Below are 23414 nucleotides of genomic sequence, written 5' to 3'. Positions count from 1 at the left end.
TTAGCTCTCTGAGGTATTCACTTTCTCAGGTTTGTTAGCATTTGGCTTATTGGCACTCGTTGCGCCTTTATTTGATTGCGCTTCTCTTGGTGCTGGATTGTTTGGTTTTGCGTTATTTGCGCCAGAGTTGTTGGAACTAGAGTTGTTGGAACCAGAGCCGTTAGCATCGGAATTATTAACATTGCCTGGATTGTTATTATTTCCACGCGAGCGATTGCGATTGCGGTTCCGGTTGCGGTTCCGATTGCGATTGTTGCTGTTACTGTTGCCGCCACTGTTAGTTGTGTCATTGCCGCGATTTGTTGCGGTGTTACCTTGCTTGCCTTGTTGCGGCTTGCCTTCGGCATTTGCTGGTGATGTTTGTTTCTTTTGTTTACCGCCGCGCCCTTGAGCATTGCGAGGATTACCACCTTTTTTGCCACCACGATTACCACCGCCGTGACGCTGGTTCTTGTTACCGTCGCGTGAATGGCTTTTCTTGTGGTCTTTCTTTGGTTTCTTCGGCTGTTCTTCGTCGCCAGTAGCGAATAGCGCGCGCCAGAGGCGAACAAATAGTCCTGGTTTGATAGGCTCAGGTACAACTGGTGCCGGTTTAGGTGTTGGAATGTCACCCATTTGCACTGATTCGATACCCACTGCTGGCGCTGTATTCGGCGCAATGACTACATTGCTCGCCTGATTTTTCTTTTGATATTTTGCTTTGCGAGGATCTTCTTTAGGCTCTTGTATTTCTGTCTTATAGCTTGGTAGGTTTGGCATTTCATCCAAATCTTCGCTGCGGAGACGTTGAATCCTAAAGTGAGGCGTTTCTAGCTCAATCGTCGGTACAATCGTTATGTTAGTGCCGAGTCGGTTCTCTAGTAAGCTGACTTCATGACGCTTCTCATTGAGCAAGTAGGTCGCAGTCTTGATCGGTAAATGCGCATTAATCGCTTCAGTGTTTTCTTTCAGCGCTTCTTCTTCGATTATGCGAAGTACGCTTAATGCTGATGAGCCAACGCTTCGAATGTGGCCATTGCCTTCGCAGCGCGGACATACTTGATAATTTGAATCGCTGATCGACGAACGTAGCCGTTGGCGTGACATTTCAAGTAAACCAAAACGTGAGATTCGACCTACTTGTACGCGAGCGCGGTCAGCTTTCAGGGCTTTTTGTAAACACTGCTCGACTGCTCGTTGATTTTTGTTGGCTAACATATCGATAAAATCGATGACGACTAAGCCGCCTAAATCGCGAATACGTAGTTGACGTGCAATTTCCTCAGCCGCTTCCATATTGGTTTGCAGTGCGGTTTCTTCGATGTCGCCGCCCTTGGTAGCGCGAGCTGAGTTAACATCGATTGAGGTTAGTGCTTCGGTTGGGTCGATAACTAAGGCGCCACCGGCTTGCAATCGAACTTCACGTGCGTAAGCAGATTCAATTTGATGTTCAACTTGGTAACGAGAAAAAAGTGGCACAGTGTCTTCGTAAAGCTTGAGCTTGATGACATTCTGCGGCATCACTTGCTTCATGAAACGGGTAGCGCGATCAAACACCTCTTGGTCATCGATGATGATTTCGGCTATGTCACTGCGAAAATAGTCGCGAATAGAGCGTACGACTAGGTTGGTTTCTTGATACACCAAAAATGGCGCTGGCTGTGAGTCTGCAGCACCTTGAATGGCGTCAGATAATCGTTGTAAGTAGTCCAAATCCCATTGTAGCTCTTCAGAGCTTTTGCCGATGCCTGCGGTGCGGGCAATTAATGCGTGCTCTTTGGGGATTTCTAGTTCAGACATTGCGTCGCGCAATTCCTGACGTTCTTGTCCTTCGATTCGACGTGAGATGCCGCCGCCTTTTGGATTGTTTGGCATGAACACTAAATAGCGTCCGGCTAAACTAATAAAGGTAGTCAGTGCGGCGCCTTTATTGCCTCGTTCATCTTTCTCGACTTGAACTAATAGTTCTTGGCCGGTTTTCAATGCATCGGCAATCTTAACTTGAGAAATCGGCGTGTCTGAATTGTAGTTTTGGAAGTAGGTGCGAGACACCTCTTTCATTGGTAAAAAGCCTTGGCGATTTCCGCCGTATTCAACGAAGGCTGCTTCGAGACTTGGCTCAATACGAGTGATTTTTCCCTTATAGATGTTGCCCTTTTTTAGCGCGGTGCTGGCAGACTCAATGTCCAAATCCACCAATTTTTGGCCGTCTACGATGGCAACGCGTAACTCTTCTGGGTGCGTTGCATTAAATAGCATTCTTTTCATGTCTTCCTCTTTGCCCGCGGCAAGTAATAAGAAAACAGTCGGTCAGTAGTGGCTGAGATATTGTTGATCGTCGATAAGCGCAGAGCCGTTAATGATGTATCTGAAGCGTCGAATCGATACGTCCCTTAGGAATGTATTGCTTCGATGCAACGTTGATATTGGTGTTCTGAACAGCGATTTAGTGACGTATTAATTGTTTCACAAGGTTTCAAACTACAAAACACTACGGTCTGCAAGGTCAATTTGATGGGCCGATGTAATTACGTACGGCGATCAAATCAATTTCAGCAGAGAGATCACAATCTATACTGACGCATTCTAGTGAACTAAAATGCGGTGGCTTTATAATTTAAAGCCCATGCCTGCAATAACGCCGTGTCAAATAAATCATCCTTTAATAAAGGCGGAATTTCATTTGGGCTTCTTTCAAGCATGTTTGCCTGCCAAAAGCAGGCTAAATCTTTTCATTCACCAACCATCGTTAATAGTTCACATGTTCGGTGGCTAATGCTGGTGCTTAATAATGGGGTAACCAATTGAGTAACCGTCCATTATTGCGCCTTATAGCCGCTTCCGTTCACTGCGAGTATCGTTCAACAAGCTCTCCGAGTTGCCTCGAAAGACTGTTACGACTGTTGTTGATAGTCCGAAGTTGTGTCTCGGCTATCGGTGTTCCTCAAAATTCAGGGTGAGGAACATTGCCCTGGCTGCAGCATTCATGGGAGCCGTTTGTTGCTCATCGGTTTGCGATTTTGTCAATTGAAAGGCAAGTATGTCGATGCTGTGCACAGAGTGCTTGGCATTACCGCTAACATTTAGCCACCTGCTAAAAAAACACTGCAGGGTCAAATCAAGGTGAAGCGGATACAGACGTAAAAGCTCAATCAAGTGCACTGAATCAAGTGTGGTTAAACCGACAATGAAGCTACTGATTCTTATGAACCGTAGTCTGACCTGAGTTAGGCCGGGCAACGATTCATTGAGTCTTATCATGTACAGTACGAAGGCATTCCGCCGCTCATTAGGAGACTTGGAATTGAGTGCCTTAGTTTGACAGTATGAACTGCGCGCTAGACAATCATTAATTAGTCGTACCGGACTGGCGGATCATAACAGCTGAGTGCGGTTTACGCAATTGGCGAAAAAGCGCACAGCTATTAGCTCTGACAGACGTTGGGCTGGGACGTAAACTGCCGTATAATTACTGCTTTTAATTCATCGGTTATATTCGTGCCAAAAAGCGCAGGTAGTTCTTCTCAAACCGCATCTCGGGGCGATAAACCTTATTTTGTTGAAATCGGTGAGGCGCACGCTGGACAGCGTGTCGATAACTTCCTCTTTACTCACCTTAAAGGTGTGCCGAAAACTCATATTTATCGAATTATTCGCAAAGGTGAAGTGCGGGTTAACAAGGGGCGTGTAAAGCAAACCACCAAGCTTCAATTGGGTGATTCAGTTCGAATTCCTCCGATACGACTTGCTAAAGACAACTCGGAGCCGATTGATGGTGCTCGTTATGAGTTTCTGTGTAAGGCCGTGTTATACGAAGATGACACCTTGATTGTGCTTAATAAGCCATCAGGAATGGCTGTGCACGCAGGCAGTGGTATTAAAATTGGCGTGATCGAAGCGCTACGTGCGGCGCGTAGTGAGTTGCCGTATCTTGAGTTGGTGCATCGTTTGGATCGTGCAACATCTGGTTGTTTAGTATTGGCCAAGAAAGCCAGCGCGCTAAAACGCTTACATGATGATTTTAAAAATAATTCATTAACCACGGGGCGGCTTGATAAGCGTTATTTGACGCTGGTTAAAGGTAAGTGGAAGCATGGTGCGCGTGATGTAACCAAGGCGTTGAACACGGAAGCTCGGCAGCATGGTGAGCGTGTGGTGGTGGTCGATGCCAATGGCCGATTTGCTCGTTCACTAATGTCACCAATTGCGGTGTCGGAAACGGCTTCGTTGATTGAGGTTAAGCTGCTTACTGGTCGGACTCATCAGGTTAGAGTGCATGCACTTGCCGAGGGGCACCCTGTTGCTGGCGATCCCAAATATGGAGACCTTGAGTTTAATAAAGTAATGAAGAAGTCGGGTTTGTCACGCTTATTTTTACACGCGGCGAGTTTGCGGTTTTTTCATCCGGTAACACAGGTCAGTATTGAAATTAAGGCACCGCTACCGAGTGAACTTGAGGCGGTATTGAACAATTTAGGCTTGGCGGGCGTATAAATAATGTATCAGCTTGTAATATTTGATTGGGACGGAACCATTATGAATTCCGCGCAAAAAATTGCTAATTGCATACGTGCTGCAGCGGTCGACGTAGATTTGCTGCCACCATCGGATGCGGCAGCAAAAAGTATTATTGGTTTGGGTTTGATGGAGGCAATGTGTCAACTGTTTCCAAGTGCTAGCCAAGCGCAACTGGGCGCGGTGGTTGAGGCGTATAAATATCATTTTGTAACGGGTGACAGCACCGAACAGTCATTGTTTCACGGGGTCGAGAACGGCTTGCGGGAAATTGCCGAGGCGGGCGCGGTGGTGGCGGTTGCAACCGGTAAGTCGCGCGTTGGTTTGGATCGCGCTTTTTCGGTGACTGGGCTAGCGGATCATTTTATCTACACGCGTTGCGCCGATGAATCTCGTTCCAAACCGCATCCGCAAATGTTGCATGACATTTTGGACTACACGGCTATTCATCCGGCTAAAGCAATTATGATCGGTGACACCACGTTTGATATGGAAATGGCGGCTGGTGCTCAGGTGGCCGGCTTAGGTGTTAGTTACGGTGTGCATCCCGAAACCTCATTAAAGCAGACGAAAGCACTCGATATCATGCCGAGTTTTTCTGAGGTGGTAGCATGGCTACGTAACGAGAGATTAGAAAAGGCTTATCGATGATTGATGATTCAAAGATGCAATTAATTGGCTCTGCGAGCGGTCTTGTAGAAGGTGGAGTGGGGCTGCGTTTTGATGTTAATGATCAGAGTGGGGAGCTAATTCCTGCCTTTGTGGTGCGCTTTGATGGTGGCTATTTTGCATACTTAAATCGCTGCGGACACATCGCTGTGCAGCTCGATTATCAAGCTGGAGAGTTTTTCAGCGACGATGGTCGTACCCTGATCTGTGCCACTCACGGAGCGGAATACGCGCCTGACACGGGCGCCTGTCTCGGCGGTCCATGTTATGGCGTCGGGCTTGATGCAATTGAAATTGTGTGTCGCGACCACTATCTATATTTGGTCAGCGAGCGTTACCGTGTGGTGTCGAGCGCGACGACCGATTCGGCATAAATTAACTAGATTGAGAACCTCAGATGTTTGGAAAAAAGAAGACCCCTGAATACCCTGGCCCTTTGCCGGGCAGTAATGCGGCTCCGATCGCTAATAATGACGTGCTGATGCGACTAGCCGAAGACTATATGAACGACCGAAAGTGGCGTCGTTTTTTTAGGTTTTTGGTGCTCGGTTTAATCATTCTTTATTTAATGAGTGCGCTGCTGTTTGCTGGTAGTGCGGGCTCGGATATTAATGCATCGCGACCACACACTGCCTTGGTTGATTTGAGCGGTCCCATTGGTATCAAAGGCGGCGTATTTGCAGACCAAATGAATGTTAGTTTGCGTCGCGCGTTTGAAGCAAAGCAGTCCAAAGGTGTTGTTTTGCGCATTAATAGTCCTGGTGGATCACCAGTGCAATCTGATGAAATCAATAGCGAAATAACACGTTTGCGCACCTTGTATCCAAATAAGCCGCTGCACGTGGTGGTTTCTGATATTTGCGCATCTGGTGGCTACTATGTCGCTGCTGCCGCTGACAGTATCTACGCCAATCCATCTTCTATTGTTGGATCAATTGGGGTCCGCATGGATAGTTTTGGGTTTGTTGACACATTGGAAAAACTGGGGGTAGAGCGACGCTCGCTAACGGCCGGTGAAAACAAGTCAATACTTGATCCTTTCTTGCCGGTGAAACCAGCCCAGAAGGCACATGCTGAGGCAATGCTAAATATAGTGCATCAACAATTTATCGACAAAGTGAAGCAAGGTCGTGGTGACAAATTAGCCGACAATCCGGATCTATTTAGTGGACTGTTTTGGAGTGGCGAGCAAGCTAAAATGTTAGGTTTGGTTGACGATTTTGGCAGTTTGCAGAGCGTTGCGCGTGATGTTATTGGTCAGGAAACGGTCGTAGATTACACGTTTAAGCCTAGTTTTCTTGATCAGCTGGCCAGTGATTTTGGCGTGTCTATTGGCACTGGTATTGCCAATGTATTTGGTGGATCGATGATTCTGCGTTAGTCGTTTAAGCGATGCTTAGTCGGTTTTTTTGTAGAGTAAAGTGAGCCGAGCTTGCTGCAGATAGAGTTCCGCCATGAAGCGTTGCCAGGCATATTGAACCCCCGTTGCGCCGTCGATAACGACGCCTTTGACAAATAAGGTGTAGGGTAAAACTATTAGCGGCGCTATACCCAGATAGCGAAATTTATCCTGTAATTTCAATTGCTTGAATGGTGCGGTAGCGAGCTTGTGCGCTTCTTGAGCGGCATATTTCTTTTGTGATTGCCGCCAACGGCTGACGGCTTTTCGGTCATCGTGATAAATATGTGCTGATAGTTTATCTAGTTGACCCGGTACCTCTACGCGTTGGGTATGTCCGTCTTGCATATAGATGCCGCGTCCGCTCCGGTAGAGTGACACTAGTGGAGGGTAGAGTGACCCCCGTAAAGCTTGGCCGTTGATTTTATAAATGAAAGGAATCCAGTAGCCTTGGGTTTCACGTGCGGGCTTGAGTTTCGACAATGTGGCAATTAACGCGCTGCTGACTACGTGATCAGCATCCAATGCTAAGGTCCACTCGGTGTCAATTTGTTGTGCGATTGCTGCATTCCACTGGGTGGCATGTTGGTCAAACTCACGCTGCGTAAAGTGTACGTTATCGAAGCGCCGACAAATTGTTTCTGTCTCATCATCACTGAAGCTATCAAGTACAATTATACGACGTGCCCAACTTAACGCCGACAAGGTTCGCTCGATGTTGGGAGCCTCGTTGTAAGTCAGGATGACTGGGGTAATACTATCTAGCATTGGCTTGTGTTGTGTTTATGCAAACAGGTCGTAATCTTCAGCTTCTAACATTGCAACCAGTCTAATAAGTGGTAGGCCAATTAGAGCATTTGGATCATCGCCTTCAAACCGTTCTAGCAAGGCCACGCCGAGCCCCTCTGACTTAACGCTGCCGGCACAGTTGTATGGTTCTTCTTTGCGCAAGTAGCATTCAATAGTGCGCTCAGATAGCTTTTTAAAATGCGCGGAGAAAGGCACCACTTCAGACTGAATGCGTCCGGTTTTTGAATTCACTAAGGCTAAACCGGTGAAAAGTGCTATTTTTTTGCCCGAGGCGGCTTGGAGTTGTTCTACGGCGCGCTCGTGTGTGCCGGGTTTGCCGACAATTTCTTGGTCATGTAGAGCCACCTGATCTGAGCCAATAATCAGGCTATTGGGAAAATGCTTAGCCGTTTCCAAGGCTTTCTCGATGGCTAGACGTTCGACCAACTGTTTGGGTGTTTCGCCGTCATGAGCTGATTCATCGATGTCTGGGCTGAAGGTGGAAAATGGCACCATGAGGCGTTCCAGTAACATTTTTCTGAACGGTGAGGAAGAGCCAAGGACGAGTGGAAGGTTTGACATTTAAGGTGATTTAGCGCAGATATAAGTTCAATGTGATTGCCTGCGGATTATGCGTTAAAACGGAGCCGCTTGCACGGACTCGGGTAAATATGAGTCCGTCTTGAGGTATTTAATTATAAGATAAATATGACATGTGATAAGATTATCGCTTACACTTCAGAAAGAATACGACATGCAATCAAAACCTATTAATCTGGGCATAGTTGGAGTGGGCAAAATAGTCCAAGATCAGCATTTGCCATCGATTCGGAGCAATAGCGACTTTCACCTTCTCGCCACCGCGAGCCGCAATGGCGTGGTGCCAGGGGTCGCTGCGTATAAGACAATTGAGGCGATGGTTGCGGCTGAACCGGAACTGCATGCGGTCGCGCTTTGTATGCCACCGCAATATCGGTTTGCCGCGGCCCAAGTCGCGTTGCAACACGGTTTGCATGTGTTGCTTGAGAAGCCTCCTGGCGCAACTGTCTCGGAGGTAAATGAGTTGGTCGCTTTAGCCAACGGCAAAGGGCTAAGTTTGTATGCAACTTGGCATTCTCGTCATGGCTCAGCGGTCAGCGTAGCCAAACAGCGCTTGGCTAGTAGTGTTGTACAGTCGGTAAAACTTACGTGGAAAGAAGATGTTCGAAAGTGGCATCCGGGGCAAGATTGGATTTGGCAAGCTGGAGGTTTGGGAGTATTTGACCCAGGTATCAACGGTTTGTCGATTTTGACTGATGTCTTGTCAGAGTCGATGTTTGTGTCCTCTGCTCATTTGGAGTTTCCCGAAAATCGAGCAGCGCCAATCGCGGCGTCTATTAATTTTATCTCAGCAAGTGGAAAACGAATCCCTGCTGAATTTGATTGGCGTCAAACGGGCGATGAAGTGTGGGATATCGAGTTCATCACCAGTGATGGTCTGATCAAAATTAGTCATGGTGGTGGCAGTTTGTCGGTTGATGGTCAGCTTGTTGAGTTACCTGAAAGCTCAGAGTACTGCGAGTATCAGGCCATTTATGCGCGGTTTTCTGAGTTAATTCAACAGGCTCAATCTGATGTTGATTTGCGGCCGTTGCAGCTGGTGGCGGATGCCTTTATGCTGGCGGAGCGCTCAACGGTGGCGGCCTTTACTGGTTGAGCGTCGGTCTACCGCATTGGTCGAGCTAGCCTTTTGCTAGCGCTTATCGCTGCTATACTCGGGGCATGACATCAAAACCACAAATTAATGCGGAAAACAAAGAAGCCATCGATTTGTTTATTGATGCATTGTGGATCGAGTCTGGCTTATCGAAGAATACATTGTCGGCATACCGGTCAGATTTAACTAGCTACGCGCGGTTTCTGGGCGATACCTTGTTGTTCGCTGCCTCTCAAGCTGATATTCAGCGATTTCTAGCCTTTCTTTTGGCGCAAGGAACTAAAAGCAGTAGCAGTGCTCGGGTGCTATCTACGTTACGACGCTTCTACCGCTATGGTATTCGCGAACGCAAGGCGACCGCCGACCCCTGTGTGCAAGTACGATCTCCTAAGCAGGGGCGACCTTTGCCAATTACGATGAGTGAGCGGCAAGTCTCCGACTTGCTCTCTGCGCCAGATACGTCAATCGCGCTGGGTATGCGCGACCGCGCAATGCTTGAGACTCTCTATGCTACCGGGTTGCGAGTTACTGAATTGGTGAAGTTGACACGGCTTGAAATTAATCTGGATGTCGGTGTGGTACGAATTGTTGGTAAAGGTAACAAAGAAAGGCTGGTGCCGCTTGGGGAGCAGGCAGTAGATTGGGTGCAACAGTATTTGCTAGAAGCGCGTGCCGAATTGCTAAAATGGCGACAGTCTGACGCACTATTTGTGACGGCGCGAGGTTCCGCTATGACTCGTCAAGCGTTTTGGTATTTAATCAAGAAATACGCCAAACAGGCGGGTATCGAACAGGTGCTATCGCCCCATACGTTGCGTCATGCATTCGCTACTCATTTAATTAATCATGGCGCAGACTTGCGTTCAGTTCAGATGTTACTTGGTCACGCGGATTTATCGACGACCCAGATTTACACTCATGTTGCCCGTGAAAGATTGCAATCACTTCACGCCCAGCATCATCCCAGAGGCTAATGATTCCCACGCAAGGGCGAATAATTGTGTTTGGCTGGAATAAAAAAACATCAAAAAAGCTGGTATCTGTCGATTAACTTGTGCAGAATGCCTACTTGGAATTTAATTCCATCACGCATTTTCTCAACGAAGAATATACAATGCGCTGTAAGAAAATGCGGGCTAAACCTACTAAGCCGCATACGCAACGATTTTTACCTATCAGTCAAAATCACCAGTCGCTAGTGAATAACTGTTCCGAACTTGCTAGGTTATATTCAAGTTCAGTGTAGTCATCACCGATTTTGTTGCACGACTTCATTGTATTTCAGGTTTGAGTGGCAGAAATGAGACTGTTTGCTAGTCTGGTTAAATCGTTCTGGCATCGTGTGGCTTGAGTCACCCATTGTTGACTCGCCGAAATGTCCATTAGATCATTGCTTAGGCTAATGCGGTTTGGTGGTGAAAGGTTGGCGGCTTATTAACAAGATTTACCTGTATGGTCTGGTAACGAAACTTGCGAAATGCCGGTATTGAAAAATAGATAATGGCTGCTAGCTTAAGGTGTTAAATCACCGTGTATTTAAGCGGGGCTAGCACCGTGGTTGCTGGTTTATAGAGTGCAATTTTGGATATGCGCTACGAGCCGAAAGCGTGAATCTGCCGCGATACTCTACTTGAGTAAAAAATAACAAATTTAGGATTAGCAGATACTGTGAATAGTAAGCAGTTTGCCAGACTCAATGTAAACGAAATAGCTTTCTGAAACCTAGTTCAGAATTAGCTCCAATTTAGTTCTTATGTAGATGAGTGAAGTAGTTGATAACACACTGAAACCATAATCCACCGAACATTAAATAGTAGGCGTGATGCCAAGCATGGCGTCCTGTCAAGACCTTAATAAAATTGTAAGAGACTTCCATTGAAGATACCAACCATTACCTCGGCTACCGATGCCGGTATAAATAACGCCGATATAAGTGATAAAGCACTGCACGTCGTCCAAGAACTACAAAAAGCTGGCTATACCGCGTATTTGGTTGGTGGTTGTGTGCGAGATTTGATTCTAGGCACCAAGCCTAAAGATTTTGATATTTCAACCAATGCGACACCTGAACAAATAAAACGAACCTTTGGGCGCAACGCGCGCATCATCGGTCGTCGCTTCAAATTAGTCCACGTACGATATGGCTACGAGGTGTTAGAAGTTGCGACTTTTCGTGCCGATGCGAGCGATCGTGACAAAGTAGGCAGTAATGAGATGTCTGAAGGAGATCAAGGACAACTGCTTCGCGACAATGTTTATGGAACCATTGAAGAAGATGTGGTTCGTCGTGACTTTACTGTTAATTCGCTCTACTACAATAGTGTAAGTGGCGAGATTTTAGATTTCATGGACGGCATCGCAGATATCAAAGCGAAGAAATTACGCAGTATCGGTGAGCCAGAGCAACGTTTTACAGAAGACCCAGTACGTATGCTGAGAGTCATTCGTTTCGCCGCCAAACTTGGTTTTGAAATGGAGCCTGAAGCGCTAAAAATGATTGAGGAACAAGGCAAATTATTGTCTCATGTTTCAAGCGCTCGACTGTTCGAAGAAGTGCTCAAGTTGTTTCATGGCGGAGCCGCTTACGACACTTATCAGTTACTGCGTAAATACGGCCTGTTTAAATATTTATTTCCATTCACTGATTCAATGGTGGTTGATGGTGTTGAGGGCATGCCTGAGCGGGCGTTACTTAATACCGACAAGCGCGTTAATAAAGGTAAGCCGGTTATTCCAGCCTTTTTGTTTGCCTGCATGATGTGGGATCCAGTAAAAGCCGACGCGCAAGTGTTAATGGATGATGGTGCGAGTGAAAGCCATGCGTGGCGGGTAGCCATGAATGATGGGTTACGCGATCAAAATCAATATGTTGCGGTGCCCAGAAGGTTGGCGGAAATTATTTTGGATATCTGGAATATTCATTTCAGGTTAATTAAACGAAATCCACGAATGGTTAAAGCTTGTCTTACCAATCGACGTTTTAGAGCGGCTTACGATTTTCTATTGTTACGAACCATGGTGCATGAAGTGGATGCCGAAGTGGGTGAGTGGTGGACGCAAATACAAGAAGTTGACGACGAAGAGCGAGAGGCGATGGTCGCTGAGCTTAATAAAACTTATAAGAAAGAGCGGCAGCCGCAGAACAGTCAAGAAGAACCTAATTTTAATAGTGTTGACTACAATGTTAGCAATACTGGATATGACGGCGTTTATGTTGGCGGTGCTAACGACTCGTTCGGCAACGGCGGTAAACCTAAGCCTCAACAGCGTCGTGCTGGTGCCGGCAGTGGTGGTGGTAAGAAAAAGAAGAACGGCCGTAGAGGTAAGAAAGTAACGCGTAATGCTCAATCAAGGCCAAGCGGTAATGCCGGTCCAAACAGTGTTGGCAATGCCGAAGGTGGTGGGCGTCGTAGCAAGGTTCGATCTAAGAAAAAGGCATCTCGTAGACGTGGGCCGGCTAATGGCCGACGTAAGGCGCCAGGTACAGAGCAGCGTTTCGTGGAGTCTCGACCAGCCGATGAATTTGGAGTGACTTCGGCTAGCGTCAGCAAGAAAAAAGTAAAAGTTCGGCATAAGCGTAAGGTGAGTACTGACGAGACCCCGCACTTTTAACGCGGTTAGTCGTTTAGTAGAGTCGCGGTCGAATGGTCAATGACATGCATAGTGCGCTTGAGCATGGTTCGGGACATCTTGAAAGCATCGCGTACTTGGGATTAGGGGCTAATTTAGGTGACCCAGTTCAGCAGTTGATTGATGCTAAGAATTACCTGTCAAAACTGCCGAATTGCAAAATTTTAAATGCGTCAGCGTACTATTTGACGTCGCCAGTGGGTTATCAGTCGCAGCCGGATTTTGTTAATTGCGTGGTTGCGCTGGAAACCACGCTTAGTGCCGAGGTTTTGCTGCAAAAAACCCAGAAAATTGAAAATTTACTGGGTCGAACGCGCGTGCTCGGAAACCAAAATGCACCACGCTTAATTGATATTGATATTCTGCTGTTTGGAGATGTGCAGCTCAATACCGCCGACTTATCGATTCCGCATCCGCGTATCGCTGAGCGTCTATTCGTGCTACTACCATTGTCCGAACTATTGCATAATCAGGCCCATCGGTTACTAGGCTCAGTTTCGAGTTTGTTGTCCGACAATCAATTTGAGGGGCAATCTGTTTTCAGATTAGTGATGTAGAGCATATGGCACAGTACTTTCAAATTCATCCGCAGAACCCGCAGATCCGCTTGATTCAGCAAGCCTGCGAAATATTGCGTGGCGGAGGCTTGATCGCCTACCCGACGGATTCGAGCTATGCGCTCGGCTGTCATCTTGATGATAAACGCGCTGTTGATCGAATTCGGCGAATCCGCAAGCTCGATAGAAATCATAATTTCACGCTCGTGGCCGCCGACCTAAAGCAGGTGGCCATGTTTGCTAAAATTGATAATGAGCAATACCGCCTAATTAAAGCGCTCACACCAGGTGCTTACACCTTTATTTTGGCGGCAAAACGCCTTGTGCCAAATCGCTTGGTGCATCCAAAGCGGCGTACAATAGGGATTCGTATTCCAGACAATGTGATCGTAAGGGATTTGTTAGCCGAACTCGGCGAGCCGATTATGAGCGCGAGTCTCATTTTGCCTGGGCAGTCCGTGGCGATGGCTGATCCCGAAGTTATTCGAGAGAAATTGGAACACGAAGTGGATCTCGTCATCGATGGAGGCATCGGCACGATCGAGCCATCAACCGTGATCGATTGGCATGATGCGCGACTACGGATTGTGCGCGAAGGATCGGGTGATATCAGTTTTCTGCAAGAATAGACTGCTCGACGCTAGGCAAACGCTAGTGTTGATGGGCGCTAAACGGTACACTCCAGTTTTACCAATCTAATCAATTTTGTAATGATCTCGAAGTCTGGACAATCTAATCGTGTGGTCTCTGGAATGCGCCCAACCGGTCGCCTTCACCTTGGCCATTATCATGGTGTACTGAAAAACTGGCTGCAGATGCAGCATGAGTATGATTGCTATTTCTTCATTGCTGATTGGCATGCCCTAACGACCCACTACGAAGAAGATTCAGCGACGATTAACGATAATGTCTGGGAGATGGTGATTGATTGGTTAGCGGTAGGTGTCGACCCAAGTCGAGCTACGTTGTTTATCCAATCACGTGTGCCTGAGCATGCCGAGTTAAACCTACTGTTGTCGATGATTACGCCACTCGGCTGGTTAGAGCGAGTTCCAACCTACAAAGACCAGCAAGCTAAATTGACCGAGCGAGATTTGTCGACGCATGGCTTTTTGGGGTATCCGGTGTTGCAAGCGGCGGATATATTGCTGTATCACGCATCAAAAGTGCCGGTTGGCGAAGATCAAGTTCCGCATATTGAATTAACTCGCGAGATCGCACGACGGTTTAATTATTTGTATGGTCGTGAAACTGGGTTTGAAGAGAAGGCTGAAGAAGCCATTAAAAAGCTTGGTAAACGCGGCGCTAAACTGTATCGAAATTTGCGAAATGCCTATACTGAGCGCGGCGACCATGAGGCCTTAGAAAAAGCCCACGCGCTATTGGCGAGCAATCAAAATATTACGACTGCCGAATTAGAGCGTTTATACGGTTATTTAGAAGGCGGTGGACGTACTATCTTGACTGAGCCAGAGTCAATGTTGACGGAGACCTCAAAACTGCCGGGCTTAGACGGCGAGAAAATGTCAAAGTCGTATCGCAATACCATTGCGCTGCGTGACGACCCCGAACGGGTTGAAAAAGAGGTTCGTGCGATGCCAACGGATCCTGCGCGAGTACGGCGTAACGATCCCGGTGACCCAAATCGATGCCCAGTTTGGCAGTTCCACCATGTTTATTCCGATCAGGACACGCGTAACTGGGTGGATGAAGGTTGTCGTTCTGCCAGTATTGGTTGTGTGGATTGTAAGCAGCCGTTGATCGATGCAATGTTAAAAGAGCAGGCCGAAATAGCCGAACGTGCTCAACCTTATATTGATGACCCAACATTGGTGCGGAATATTATTGCTGACGGTTGCGAGAAGGCACGCGAGACCGCGGATGAAACAATGGAACAAGTAAGGTCATCGATGAATCTCGATTATTATTAATGAGATCGAATTTTTCTGTAGCGCATTAAATGAGCAACGAGCAAATTACCAACCCTGAACTCGCCCTAGACGGCAAATCGGCTACCGCAGATTTGCCTCAGGATAAGCTCGTGCAAGAGAAAGTCTACGCTGAGAGTATGCGTGCCGTGGTAATGGGCGAGGTCATGAGTGAGTGGCCGCAAGACTTGTTTATTCCACCGGACGCCTTAGAGGTTGTGTTAGAGAGCTTTGAAGGCCCTCTGGATTTATTGTTGTACCTCATCCGCAAACAAAACTTGGATATTCTTAATATACCGGTGGCCGATATTACCCGGCAGTATATGGCGTACGTTGAGATTATGCGGGCTGCGAATCTTGATTTAGCGGCGGAGTATTTGGTAATGGCGGCGCTGTTGGGCGAGATCAAATCCCGCATGTTGTTACCGCGCCCTAAAGCGGAACAGGACGACGATGAAGACCCAATGTCAGCATTGGTGCGTCGTCTACAAGAATATGAGCGGTTTAGTTTGGCCGCTAACCAACTCGATGATCGGCCGCGTTTAGATCGAGATATCTTCAGCGCGCAAGCCGTGTTTGATGACCCGAACCCACCAGAAGTTAGAGCGCAGGTGAGTTTAGAGCAGTTGGTTAAGGCGTTTCAATCTGTGGTCGACCGTGCTGACGTCAATCAAAATATGAGAGTCTCGCGCGACATGTTATCGATGCGTGAGCGAATGACATCCATACTCAGCCGACTGCAAACTCAAGACTATCTTCGGTTTGAAGAGTTGTTTACCCAGGCCGAAGGGCGTTTGGGCGTAGTGGTTACGTTTATTGCCTTACTGGAGCTGTTTCGTGACGACATGTTGGTAGTTGTTCAAACAGAGCCTTTAGCGCCCATACACATCAAGCGGGCCGCTTAGCGCCGTGATAATGGGCTCGCATCTGTTAAGGTGGATGGACTGGTCGAAGGCTCAGTCATCTTAAATTGATCATGACACAAAAAAACATTGATATGGCTCAGAAAGAGACAGATAAAGAGGTCGATCAGGATCTCGAAGAAACAAACGAATCTAACCAGACGCCGGACAAAGATGCTCCGATAGACAGTGAGTTAGCTAATATTGTTGAGGCCGCATTATTCGCAGCCAAGGTGCCGTTGGGGGTTCGGAAAATAATCTCATTGTTTCCTGATGATGCACAACCCAGTACCGTCGATATTCAGAATGTGTTGTTGACGTTGGAAAAGAGTTACGCGAGCAAAGGCGTGGAGCTGCGAAGAATTGGCAATGGCTGGCGTTTCCAGTCTAAAGAGAAATACTCACCGTGGCTGCGCAAATTACGTGGTGATAAAGCACCTCGCTACTCTAGAGCTTTGCTTGAAACCTTATCAATTATTGCTTATCGGCAACCGGTAACCCGCGGTGATATTGAAGATATTCGTGGGGTTGGAGTCAGTAGCGACACTATTCGGGTATTAGAAGAGCGCGATTGGATTGCGCAAATTGGGCATCGCGATGTGCCTGGTCGTCCGGCACTATTTGGCACGACCCAGGGCTTTTTGGAATACTTTAATATGACAAGTTTGCGCGAACTACCTGAATTGATGGATAAACGAGCCTTAGGGGAAGTTGCCAAAGACATGAACCTAACCTTGCCGATGGACGGTGTGAAAGATGTTAACGGTGATGACAAGCCAGAGTCTGCGCAAGTGATTGAACTACGTCGTTCAACCGACGACGATGAGCTAGCGGATCCGGTGGATTCAATCGACAATAACGATGTAGTAGATTCGGGAGATGTGGAACAACCCATAGTTCCCGATGAGGCGGTAGAGCCGTCTGATGATGAACAACGATAAACTTCAGAAGTTGCTTGCGCATGCAGGCCAAGGCTCACGACGCGAAATTGAAAAATGGATCGAAGAAGGTCGTATCACGGTAAATGGTAAACGAGCCAAGCTTGGAGATCGAGCCTCAGCCAGTGATCGCATTTTGATCGATGGTCGCCTGATTATGTTGGTGTCGACGACGTATGAGCCAATCAAGGCGCTTATGTATCACAAGCCCGAAGGTGAAATTTGCACACGTGATGACCCAAAGGGTCGGCCGACGGTGTTCGAGAATTTGCCCGGCATTCCGAATGGGCGCTGGGTCTCGGTAGGGCGGTTGGATTTAAATACCAGCGGTCTCCTATTGTTTACCAATAGTGGCGAGCTGGCGAACCGTTTAATGCATCCATCAACAGGGTTAGAGCGAGAGTATTTAGTTCGAATTCGTGGTGCCGCTTCGCCTGAAACCATTAAAAAGCTTACCACCGATGGTGTGGAATTGGATGGGCGAAAAGCAAAATTCGACAGTGTTATTGGCGCGGATATGGCCGAAGAGGGGACCAATCATTGGTATCGAGTGATAATTCGAGAAGGTCGGTATCGTGAGGTGCGACGACTTTGGGATGCAGTTGGACACACAGTTAGTCGCCTTAAGCGAATTCGCTACGGAACAGTGAAGCTAACGCGTGATGTTAAACGCGGAAAAGTAGCTAAGCTCGCGCCTAAGCAACTCGAAAAACTGGTTGCCTCCGTTGGGCTTGCCGATGAGTTTGCTAATCAATTGTATTCGAGTGGTCGCGCAGCGTTGTCAAAGAAACCAGCGCGTCGTCCTGCGAGTAGAAGCAGCAGTGATAGTGGATCTGAAAATCGCGCCTCAGGCAAGCGTTCGTCGGCGAAGTCTGAACCTACTAGCCGGGCCGATGGGCACAAGCCGAATCGTAAGAAGTTTAGCAAGCGGCCAAGCAAACGAGGCGCTGCAGGTGCAAATCGAACATCTTCAGTAGACGATTCACGACGGGCTCCCAACAAATTCAAAAAGTCTCGCCGTAAACCTTCTTAAGCGCTCAAGCGTTTAATCGACGTTTGGCCATGCTTATCAAACCCTCGAAGAGGCTCATGATATGAAGATTTCCATTATTACGGTAGTCTACAACGCCGAGTCGACAATTTTAGATACGCTTGAGGCGGTCGCCACTCAGACGTATACCAATATTGAGCATATTGTGGTTGATGGCGCGTCGACTGATGGCACGATGGATCGAATCGAGCAGTCTAATTACCAACCTACGTGTGTCGTGTCAGAGCCGGATAGCGGCATCTATGATGCCATGAACAAGGGGATTGCACTTGCCACCGGTGATATGATTGGCTTGCTCAATGCCGATGATGTTTATCAAAGCAACTCGGTATTAGCGCAAGTGGCAGCCGTGATGGCCGATGCTGAGTTGGATGCTTGTTATGCGGACTTGGTCTACGTGAAGTCTCAGGACTTATCGGCCGTTACACGCTACTGGCGCTCTAGAGAGTACGCGCCTGGCCTATGTTTTCGCGGCTGGATGCCGGCCCATCCTACCTTTTTTCTTCGACGCTCAGCTTATACCGAAATCGGTCCGTATCGAGCTGACTTAAAATATCAAGCGGACTTGGAGTTTTGTGCGCGCGCTTTTGAACAGCATAAAATTCGCAGTCGTTATGTGCCTGAGTTGTGGGTCAGGATGCGTTTGGGTGGTGTTACCAACAATAGTTTCCGAACTATGTGGCATGGCAACTGGGAATCGTATCGAGCGCTCAAAGCATTGGGTATGCGACGTAACCCGTTGTGGTACTTCTGTTTGAAATTCGGCGCGAAGATACCGCAGTTCATTTTTCGACGATGACGAAGAGAGTTGGTATGGGGTTGGTGTCGGTCATTATTCCGGTGTATAACCAACCGACTTTAATTCAAGCTTGTATCGAATCGGTGGTGGCGCAACGTTATCGAAAGTATGAGTTGATTGTCGTTGATGACGGTTCAACCGACCAAACTCACTCGGTGCTTACGGCATTGGCTGAAGAGTATTCTGAGCTGCGACTATTTAAACAAGTCCATCAAGGCAGCGCGGCAGCTCGTGAAACGGGTAGGCTGAATGCTCGCGGTGAGTTTATTCAGTATCTGAACTGTTTTGAACGGATTGGGCCAGAAAAGTTATCGTCTCAGCTTGCGGCATTCAGCTTAGCTCCTGACGTGAACATAGTTTGTGGTGTTGGTTCATTTAGCATTGATCAAGTAGACACTCCATGGTCTAACGGCGCAATGGTATTTTTGTTCCCTGCGCTCCTTACAACTCGTTGCTGGCGAACTGGCGCACCCTTGTATCGTCGGGAATTCATTGACCAGCTAGGCCCGTGGTTGGACCTCAAAGCAGACGAGACGCACGAATATGAAGCCCGAATGGCAAGTGCCGGCGCAGTTGTTTTATTGATTGAAGAGTCGACTTCAAGCCGGGTTAGTGAGGTGGCAGAGCTAAGCTCGACGCCGTTAGACACGCCGATATTGTTAGCCGAACGCTGTCGCGCCTACGCGCGGGTTTTTCAATTGGCTCAGGCGTATACCAAGCATGAAGATACGCCTAATCAGATATCTGCTGAGGATTGGTCGAATTACAGCAGTACTCTATTCGATTTTGCACGACATTGTGCGCTGCATGGCATGACGACCGAAGCTCGGGCGATGTTGACGTTATCTATTGAGGCCAATGGCAGAAAAAGCCCGAAACATAGGCTGTTCATTAAATTGGTTGGCTGGTTTGGTTGGCGTGCTGCGGCTAGGCTGTTTCAGCGACGAGTTTAACCTCAGGTGTATTTGAAGTCTGGTTTAGCTACCCCGCTAGTCAGCTGAGCCGACCTGCAATTGTTCGCCATGAAACTCGTGGTCACCACTCAAGATCTTTAAATACGCCGGTACGATGCTTTGTGGTGTTGGTAGGCTGTCTTGGTCTTCGCCAGGGTGTGATCGTCGGCGCAATACGGTTCTTACCGCGCCAGGGTCAATCGAGTTAACTCTTACATTACAGATGTTTTCCAATTCCTCTGCCCAGATTTTCATTTGCGCCTCAAGCCCGGCATACGCGATGCTGTAGGCTCCCCAATAAGCTTGCGGCGCTCGACCAACATCGGCAGAGGTGAAAATCAGCTGAGTTTGGTATTCCTGTTTCAACAATGGCAGTAAGGCTCTGGTTAGCAGATAAGGCGCTTGCAAGTTGGTGTGTAATACCGTGTTCCAATACTCCATGTCGTATTGATCCAGCGGGCTTGGAGAGCCGAGCTCAGCAGCGTTGTGCAGCAGCCCGTCTAGGTGACCAATTTCATCTGCCACGGCTTGGGCTAGCGTCGTTGCTGACTCCGGAGTTATTTCCATTAAGTCGACAGGTAGTATGATTGGCTCTGCGTAACCGCGCTGCAAAATATCGTCTGATAATTTTTCTAAGTGACGAGATTTTTTATCAAGCATCAACACGGTTGCGCCATGCTTGGCTAGTTCTATGGTCACGGCCTTGCCAATGCCGCTGGCGGCGCCAGACACCAGAATGACTTTGTCTTGTAGCGCTTGAGCCGGCGGTTGATAGGCGTGATGGTTTAACTGAACCGGTTGAGTTGGCTTGTTCATCAGTAGATTGCTTGGGTCAGGTTAACGGTTTATTGGTTTGATGATCGATTTGTGATCGGGGAAGCATCCTTACAGAGCTAATTTATCATTTATTAGGTTGATGAGGCCCTGTGGGCGGCCAATTTGATAACGTGCGTTCCATTGCGATGGGTCTTCTTGGTCGCCAATGTAGCCCCATAATGCCGCCGCCGTATCCATGCCTGCTGCATTGCCGGCTTGAATGTCGCGTTCATGATCGCCTACGTATAGGCACTCACTGGGTGCTAAACTCAGCACCATGCAACTATGTAGCATCGGTACAGGGTCCGGTTTCTTAACCGGTAAGCTATCGCCGCCAAGTAGGATTGCGCAACGTTCGAGCAAGCCGAGGCCATCGACTACTTCTTTTGCTAAGTGTAACGGCTTATTGGTGATGATGCCCCAGCGGAGTTGATTCTCCTCACATAAAGCAAGGGTCTCGCTCATGCCGTCGTACAGGTGGCTTTCAACACACACATATTGTTGGTAAACGGTTAAAAATTCCTGTACTAAATCGGCTTTGCTGGCCTCACTTAGTGTTTCGGAAAAGCCATGTTCGATTAGCGCGCGAGCGCCATTTGATACCACTTTGCTGGCCTGTTTAGGATTGCATGCATCACGCTTATGTTTTTTGAGTACGCGATTCAACGCGCCGACCATGTCAGGTGCAGTGTCGACCAACGTGCCGTCTAGGTCGAGCAATAAGGCTTTCATCTGCATTGCTTAAGCCCGCTTTTGAGTGTGAATCATATAGTTGACGTCAACCCCTGGAGCAAGCTTGTAATGCTTGGTAATTGGGTTGTAGTGCAGGCCAATCATGCGTTGCAGATCTAAGCCGGCGTGACGAGCGTAGTCACTCAACTCAGAGGGTTTGATGAGCTTATCGTATTCATGGGTCCCTTTTGGTAAGAGGTTTAGTATGTATTCGGCACCTACGATTGCCATCAGCCACGCCTTCGCGTTGCGATTGATGGTTGAGAAATACACGTCGCCACCAGGTTTTACCAATTTAGCGCAAGCAGCAATCACTGAACTGGGGTCGGGGACGTGCTCTAACATCTCTAAGCAAGTAACCACATCGTACTGAGCAGGCCGTTGCTCCGCTAACTCTTCGGTGGTTATCTTTAGGTACTCTACCTGTTGTCCGCTCTCGAGTAGGTGGAGCTTGGCGACACTCAAAGGTGCTTCGCCCATGTCGATGCCTGTGACTTCGGCACCAAATGCCGCCATCGCTTCACTGACGAGTCCGCCGCCGCAGCCCACATCTAGTACTTTCAGGCCTTTTACTGGTGAATGCAGGTTTATGTATTCGGTGCGCAGCGGGTTGATCGCGTGCAGTGGTGCAAATTCGCTCTCGGGATCCCACCAACGTGAGGCCAAATCTTCAAATTTTTTGATTTCACTGGCGTCGACGTTTTCGTGCGCCTTGGTTTTATTGTTCATGATTACTGATCCTGTCTCGCCATTGTTTGGCGGTGGAGAGTAGCTGGTCAACATCAACGTTAACCAGTTGCTTATTTTTAACTCGAGCAGTGCCTTCGATCCACACATCGGTAACTTGTTGCCGCGATGCGCTGTAGACAATTTGCGCAATCGGATCATACACCGGCTGGGTCGACACATGGTCTAAGTCGATCGCTACAAAGTCAGCGGATTTGCCAACCACCAGGGAGCCAATATCGTCTTGGCAATTGAGTGCCTTAGCTCCGTTGATCGTAGCCATTTCGAGGGCTTGCCAGGCGGGTAAAGCTTCAGCATTGCCGGTCGTGAGTTTTGCTAACAGCGAGGCGGTGCGCATTTCGCCTAACATGTCGAGATCGTTATTGCTGGACGCGCTGTCAGTGCCAAGGCAGACGTTTGTGCCGGCATTAAGTAGCGCACTAACGTCACATTGCCCGCTTGCAAGCTTTAAATTCGATTCAGGGCAATGAACGACGTTTACCCCCTGTTCGGCGCAAAGTGTTATTTCATCTTGCGTTAACTGGGTCATGTGTACCGCCATTAGTCTCGGGTTTACCAGCCCGAGTTCGTGTAGGCGTTGCAGAGGGCGTTTGCCGATTTGAGCCAGTGAATCAGCGACTTCAGTTTCGGTTTCGTGGATGTGCATGTGAATAGGCACATTCAATTCGTCGGCATAAGTGCGGACTTGTTCGAGTGGCGCATCTGATACGGTGTAGGGCGCGTGTGGCGCTAATGTAGTGCCAATGCGTGATAGTGAGCGCACTTCGTCGTGGACCAATAGTCCTTTGTCGAAATATTCGTCGGGGGTATCGGCCCAAGCGCTCGGAAAATCAATAACCAGCATGCTAACAAAGGCTCGAATGCCCATTTCTTGCGCGGTATCTGCCACAATATTGGGAAAGAAATACATATCATTAAAGCAGGTAGTGCCGCTTAGCAGCATTTCTGCAATGGCTAGCTCAACACCGTCGCGCATGAACTCGTGACCGACCCACTTTGCTTCCGCCGGCCAAATGTGGTCATTTAGCCATTCCATCAGCGGCACATCGTCGGCAATGCCTCGAAATAGACTCATCGCGGCATGTGTATGTGAATTGATAAGCCCCGGGATTAGCGCGTGTGAATTGCGTTCTATATGGTTCGCGTCAGGGTAACGTGCCGTTGCTTTTTCAGTTGGCAAAATGTCCACGATCTTGCCAGACTGAATAACCAGCGCATGATGTTCCAGAACCTGGGCTCGTGGCTCCACCGGAATTATCCATCGTGCTGAAACTATGGTGTGTGCTGTTTTCATCCTGTTAATTTATCAGATTG

Annotated in this window: 22 protein-coding genes; 15 read left to right on the top strand and 7 right to left on the bottom strand. The window is 48.1% G+C overall.

All coding sequences use genetic code 11. The features are described 5' to 3' along the window. Nucleotides 1-2247: an Rne/Rng family ribonuclease gene (locus DFR28_RS10610; protein ID WP_113954288.1), complete on the bottom strand. Its 2247-nt coding sequence runs from the start codon at nucleotides 2245-2247 to the stop codon at nucleotides 1-3. A 1230-nt stretch (nucleotides 2248-3477) separates the two neighbouring features. Here DFR28_RS10610 and DFR28_RS10600 point away from each other — a divergent pair. Genes DFR28_RS10600 through DFR28_RS10585 form a run of 4 tightly spaced genes read left to right on the top strand, consistent with a single transcriptional unit; the run spans nucleotide 3478 to nucleotide 6544 of the window. Next, nucleotides 3478-4473, top strand: coding sequence for an RluA family pseudouridine synthase (locus DFR28_RS10600; RefSeq protein WP_113954286.1), 996 nt, complete (start codon nucleotides 3478-3480; stop codon nucleotides 4471-4473). Between the two features lie 3 nt (nucleotides 4474-4476). Beyond that, nucleotides 4477-5145, top strand: coding sequence for an HAD-IA family hydrolase (locus DFR28_RS10595; RefSeq protein ID WP_113954285.1), 669 nt, complete (start codon nucleotides 4477-4479; stop codon nucleotides 5143-5145). Next, a complete protein-coding gene (locus tag DFR28_RS10590; RefSeq protein ID WP_113954284.1) occupies nucleotides 5142-5537 on the top strand; it encodes a Rieske (2Fe-2S) protein in 396 nt (131 codons plus the stop codon). The genes DFR28_RS10595 and DFR28_RS10590 overlap by 4 nt, the downstream gene beginning before the upstream one ends. A 23-nt stretch (nucleotides 5538-5560) precedes the next feature. After that, nucleotides 5561-6544, top strand: a complete 984-nt coding sequence (locus tag DFR28_RS10585; RefSeq protein ID WP_113954283.1) for a S49 family peptidase — start codon at nucleotides 5561-5563, stop codon at nucleotides 6542-6544. Nucleotides 6545-6559: 15 nt separating this feature from the next. On the opposite strand, the gene DFR28_RS10580 is transcribed toward DFR28_RS10585, so the two are convergent. Both DFR28_RS10580 and DFR28_RS10575 read right to left on the bottom strand, forming a co-directional pair. Then, complete coding sequence (locus DFR28_RS10580; RefSeq protein ID WP_113954282.1) at nucleotides 6560-7330, bottom strand: glycosyltransferase family 2 protein; 771 nt, start codon at nucleotides 7328-7330, stop codon at nucleotides 6560-6562. Nucleotides 7331-7345: 15 nt separating this feature from the next. After that, on the bottom strand, nucleotides 7346-7933 hold the full coding sequence (locus DFR28_RS10575; RefSeq protein ID WP_113954281.1) for a Maf family protein: 588 nt from the start codon (nucleotides 7931-7933) through the stop codon (nucleotides 7346-7348). A 172-nt stretch (nucleotides 7934-8105) separates the two neighbouring features. Between DFR28_RS10575 and DFR28_RS10570 the strand changes: the two genes are divergently transcribed. The 11 genes from DFR28_RS10570 to DFR28_RS10520 all read left to right on the top strand — a co-directional run bounded on the left by DFR28_RS10570 (nucleotide 8106) and on the right by DFR28_RS10520 (nucleotide 19805). Then, nucleotides 8106-9047: a Gfo/Idh/MocA family protein gene (locus DFR28_RS10570; RefSeq protein ID WP_113954280.1), complete on the top strand. Its 942-nt coding sequence runs from the start codon at nucleotides 8106-8108 to the stop codon at nucleotides 9045-9047. A gap of 65 nt (nucleotides 9048-9112) precedes the next feature. Beyond that, entirely contained in the window at nucleotides 9113-10021 is a 909-nt protein-coding gene (xerD, locus tag DFR28_RS10565; RefSeq protein WP_113954279.1) for a site-specific tyrosine recombinase XerD, read from the top strand. A gap of 901 nt (nucleotides 10022-10922) precedes the next feature. Continuing rightward, nucleotides 10923-12659 carry a polynucleotide adenylyltransferase PcnB gene (pcnB, locus tag DFR28_RS10560; RefSeq protein ID WP_113954278.1) on the top strand — a complete coding sequence of 579 codons (1737 nt, stop codon included), beginning with the start codon at nucleotides 10923-10925 and terminating at the stop codon, nucleotides 12657-12659. 44 nt (nucleotides 12660-12703) lie between these two features. Then, nucleotides 12704-13234 (top strand): 2-amino-4-hydroxy-6-hydroxymethyldihydropteridine diphosphokinase, encoded by a 531-nt coding sequence (folK, locus tag DFR28_RS10555; RefSeq protein WP_170132060.1) that lies wholly within the window; start codon nucleotides 12704-12706, stop codon nucleotides 13232-13234. 5 nt (nucleotides 13235-13239) lie between these two features. Next, nucleotides 13240-13863, top strand: coding sequence for an L-threonylcarbamoyladenylate synthase (locus tag DFR28_RS10550; RefSeq protein ID WP_113954276.1), 624 nt, complete (start codon nucleotides 13240-13242; stop codon nucleotides 13861-13863). 81 nt (nucleotides 13864-13944) lie between these two features. Beyond that, nucleotides 13945-15165 carry a tryptophan--tRNA ligase gene (locus DFR28_RS10545; RefSeq protein WP_113954275.1) on the top strand — a complete coding sequence of 407 codons (1221 nt, stop codon included), beginning with the start codon at nucleotides 13945-13947 and terminating at the stop codon, nucleotides 15163-15165. A gap of 29 nt (nucleotides 15166-15194) precedes the next feature. Beyond that, the gene (locus tag DFR28_RS10540; protein WP_113954274.1) at nucleotides 15195-16067 is read left to right on the top strand and encodes a segregation and condensation protein A; all 873 of its coding nucleotides are present in this window, start codon (nucleotides 15195-15197) and stop codon (nucleotides 16065-16067) included. 71 nt (nucleotides 16068-16138) lie between these two features. Then, the gene (gene scpB, locus DFR28_RS10535) at nucleotides 16139-17005 is read left to right on the top strand and encodes an SMC-Scp complex subunit ScpB (RefSeq protein ID WP_113954273.1); all 867 of its coding nucleotides are present in this window, start codon (nucleotides 16139-16141) and stop codon (nucleotides 17003-17005) included. Next, nucleotides 16992-18035 carry a pseudouridine synthase gene (locus DFR28_RS10530; protein ID WP_211316954.1) on the top strand — a complete coding sequence of 348 codons (1044 nt, stop codon included), beginning with the start codon at nucleotides 16992-16994 and terminating at the stop codon, nucleotides 18033-18035. Before scpB ends, DFR28_RS10530 begins: the two co-directional genes overlap by 14 nt. Nucleotides 18036-18096: 61 nt before the next feature. Further along, complete coding sequence (locus tag DFR28_RS10525; protein WP_113954271.1) at nucleotides 18097-18852, top strand: glycosyltransferase family 2 protein; 756 nt, start codon at nucleotides 18097-18099, stop codon at nucleotides 18850-18852. After that, nucleotides 18849-19805, top strand: coding sequence for a glycosyltransferase family 2 protein (locus DFR28_RS10520; RefSeq protein WP_113954270.1), 957 nt, complete (start codon nucleotides 18849-18851; stop codon nucleotides 19803-19805). The genes DFR28_RS10525 and DFR28_RS10520 overlap by 4 nt, the downstream gene beginning before the upstream one ends. Nucleotides 19806-19841: 36 nt before the next feature. Here DFR28_RS10520 and DFR28_RS10515 read toward each other — a convergent pair whose 3' ends face one another. The 4 genes from DFR28_RS10515 to DFR28_RS10500 form a co-directional block, all read right to left on the bottom strand. Next, nucleotides 19842-20621 carry an SDR family NAD(P)-dependent oxidoreductase gene (locus tag DFR28_RS10515; protein ID WP_113954269.1) on the bottom strand — a complete coding sequence of 260 codons (780 nt, stop codon included), beginning with the start codon at nucleotides 20619-20621 and terminating at the stop codon, nucleotides 19842-19844. Between the two features lie 69 nt (nucleotides 20622-20690). Further along, nucleotides 20691-21359: an HAD-IA family hydrolase gene (locus tag DFR28_RS10510; protein ID WP_113954268.1), complete on the bottom strand. Its 669-nt coding sequence runs from the start codon at nucleotides 21357-21359 to the stop codon at nucleotides 20691-20693. A gap of 3 nt (nucleotides 21360-21362) precedes the next feature. Beyond that, nucleotides 21363-22082, bottom strand: a complete 720-nt coding sequence (gene ubiG, locus DFR28_RS10505; RefSeq protein WP_113954267.1) for a bifunctional 2-polyprenyl-6-hydroxyphenol methylase/3-demethylubiquinol 3-O-methyltransferase UbiG — start codon at nucleotides 22080-22082, stop codon at nucleotides 21363-21365. Next, nucleotides 22072-23394, bottom strand: coding sequence for a TRZ/ATZ family hydrolase (locus DFR28_RS10500; protein WP_113954266.1), 1323 nt, complete (start codon nucleotides 23392-23394; stop codon nucleotides 22072-22074). The genes ubiG and DFR28_RS10500 overlap by 11 nt, the downstream gene beginning before the upstream one ends. Nucleotides 23395-23414: the final 20 nt, after the last annotated feature.

Origin of the sequence: Arenicella xantha (genome assembly GCF_003315245.1) — a bacterium.
In the GTDB taxonomy this organism is placed as follows: Bacteria; Pseudomonadota; Gammaproteobacteria; order Arenicellales; family Arenicellaceae; genus Arenicella; species Arenicella xantha.
The sequence above is the reverse complement of the archived record's forward strand: the minus strand, read 5'-3'. Positions and strand labels throughout refer to the sequence as shown.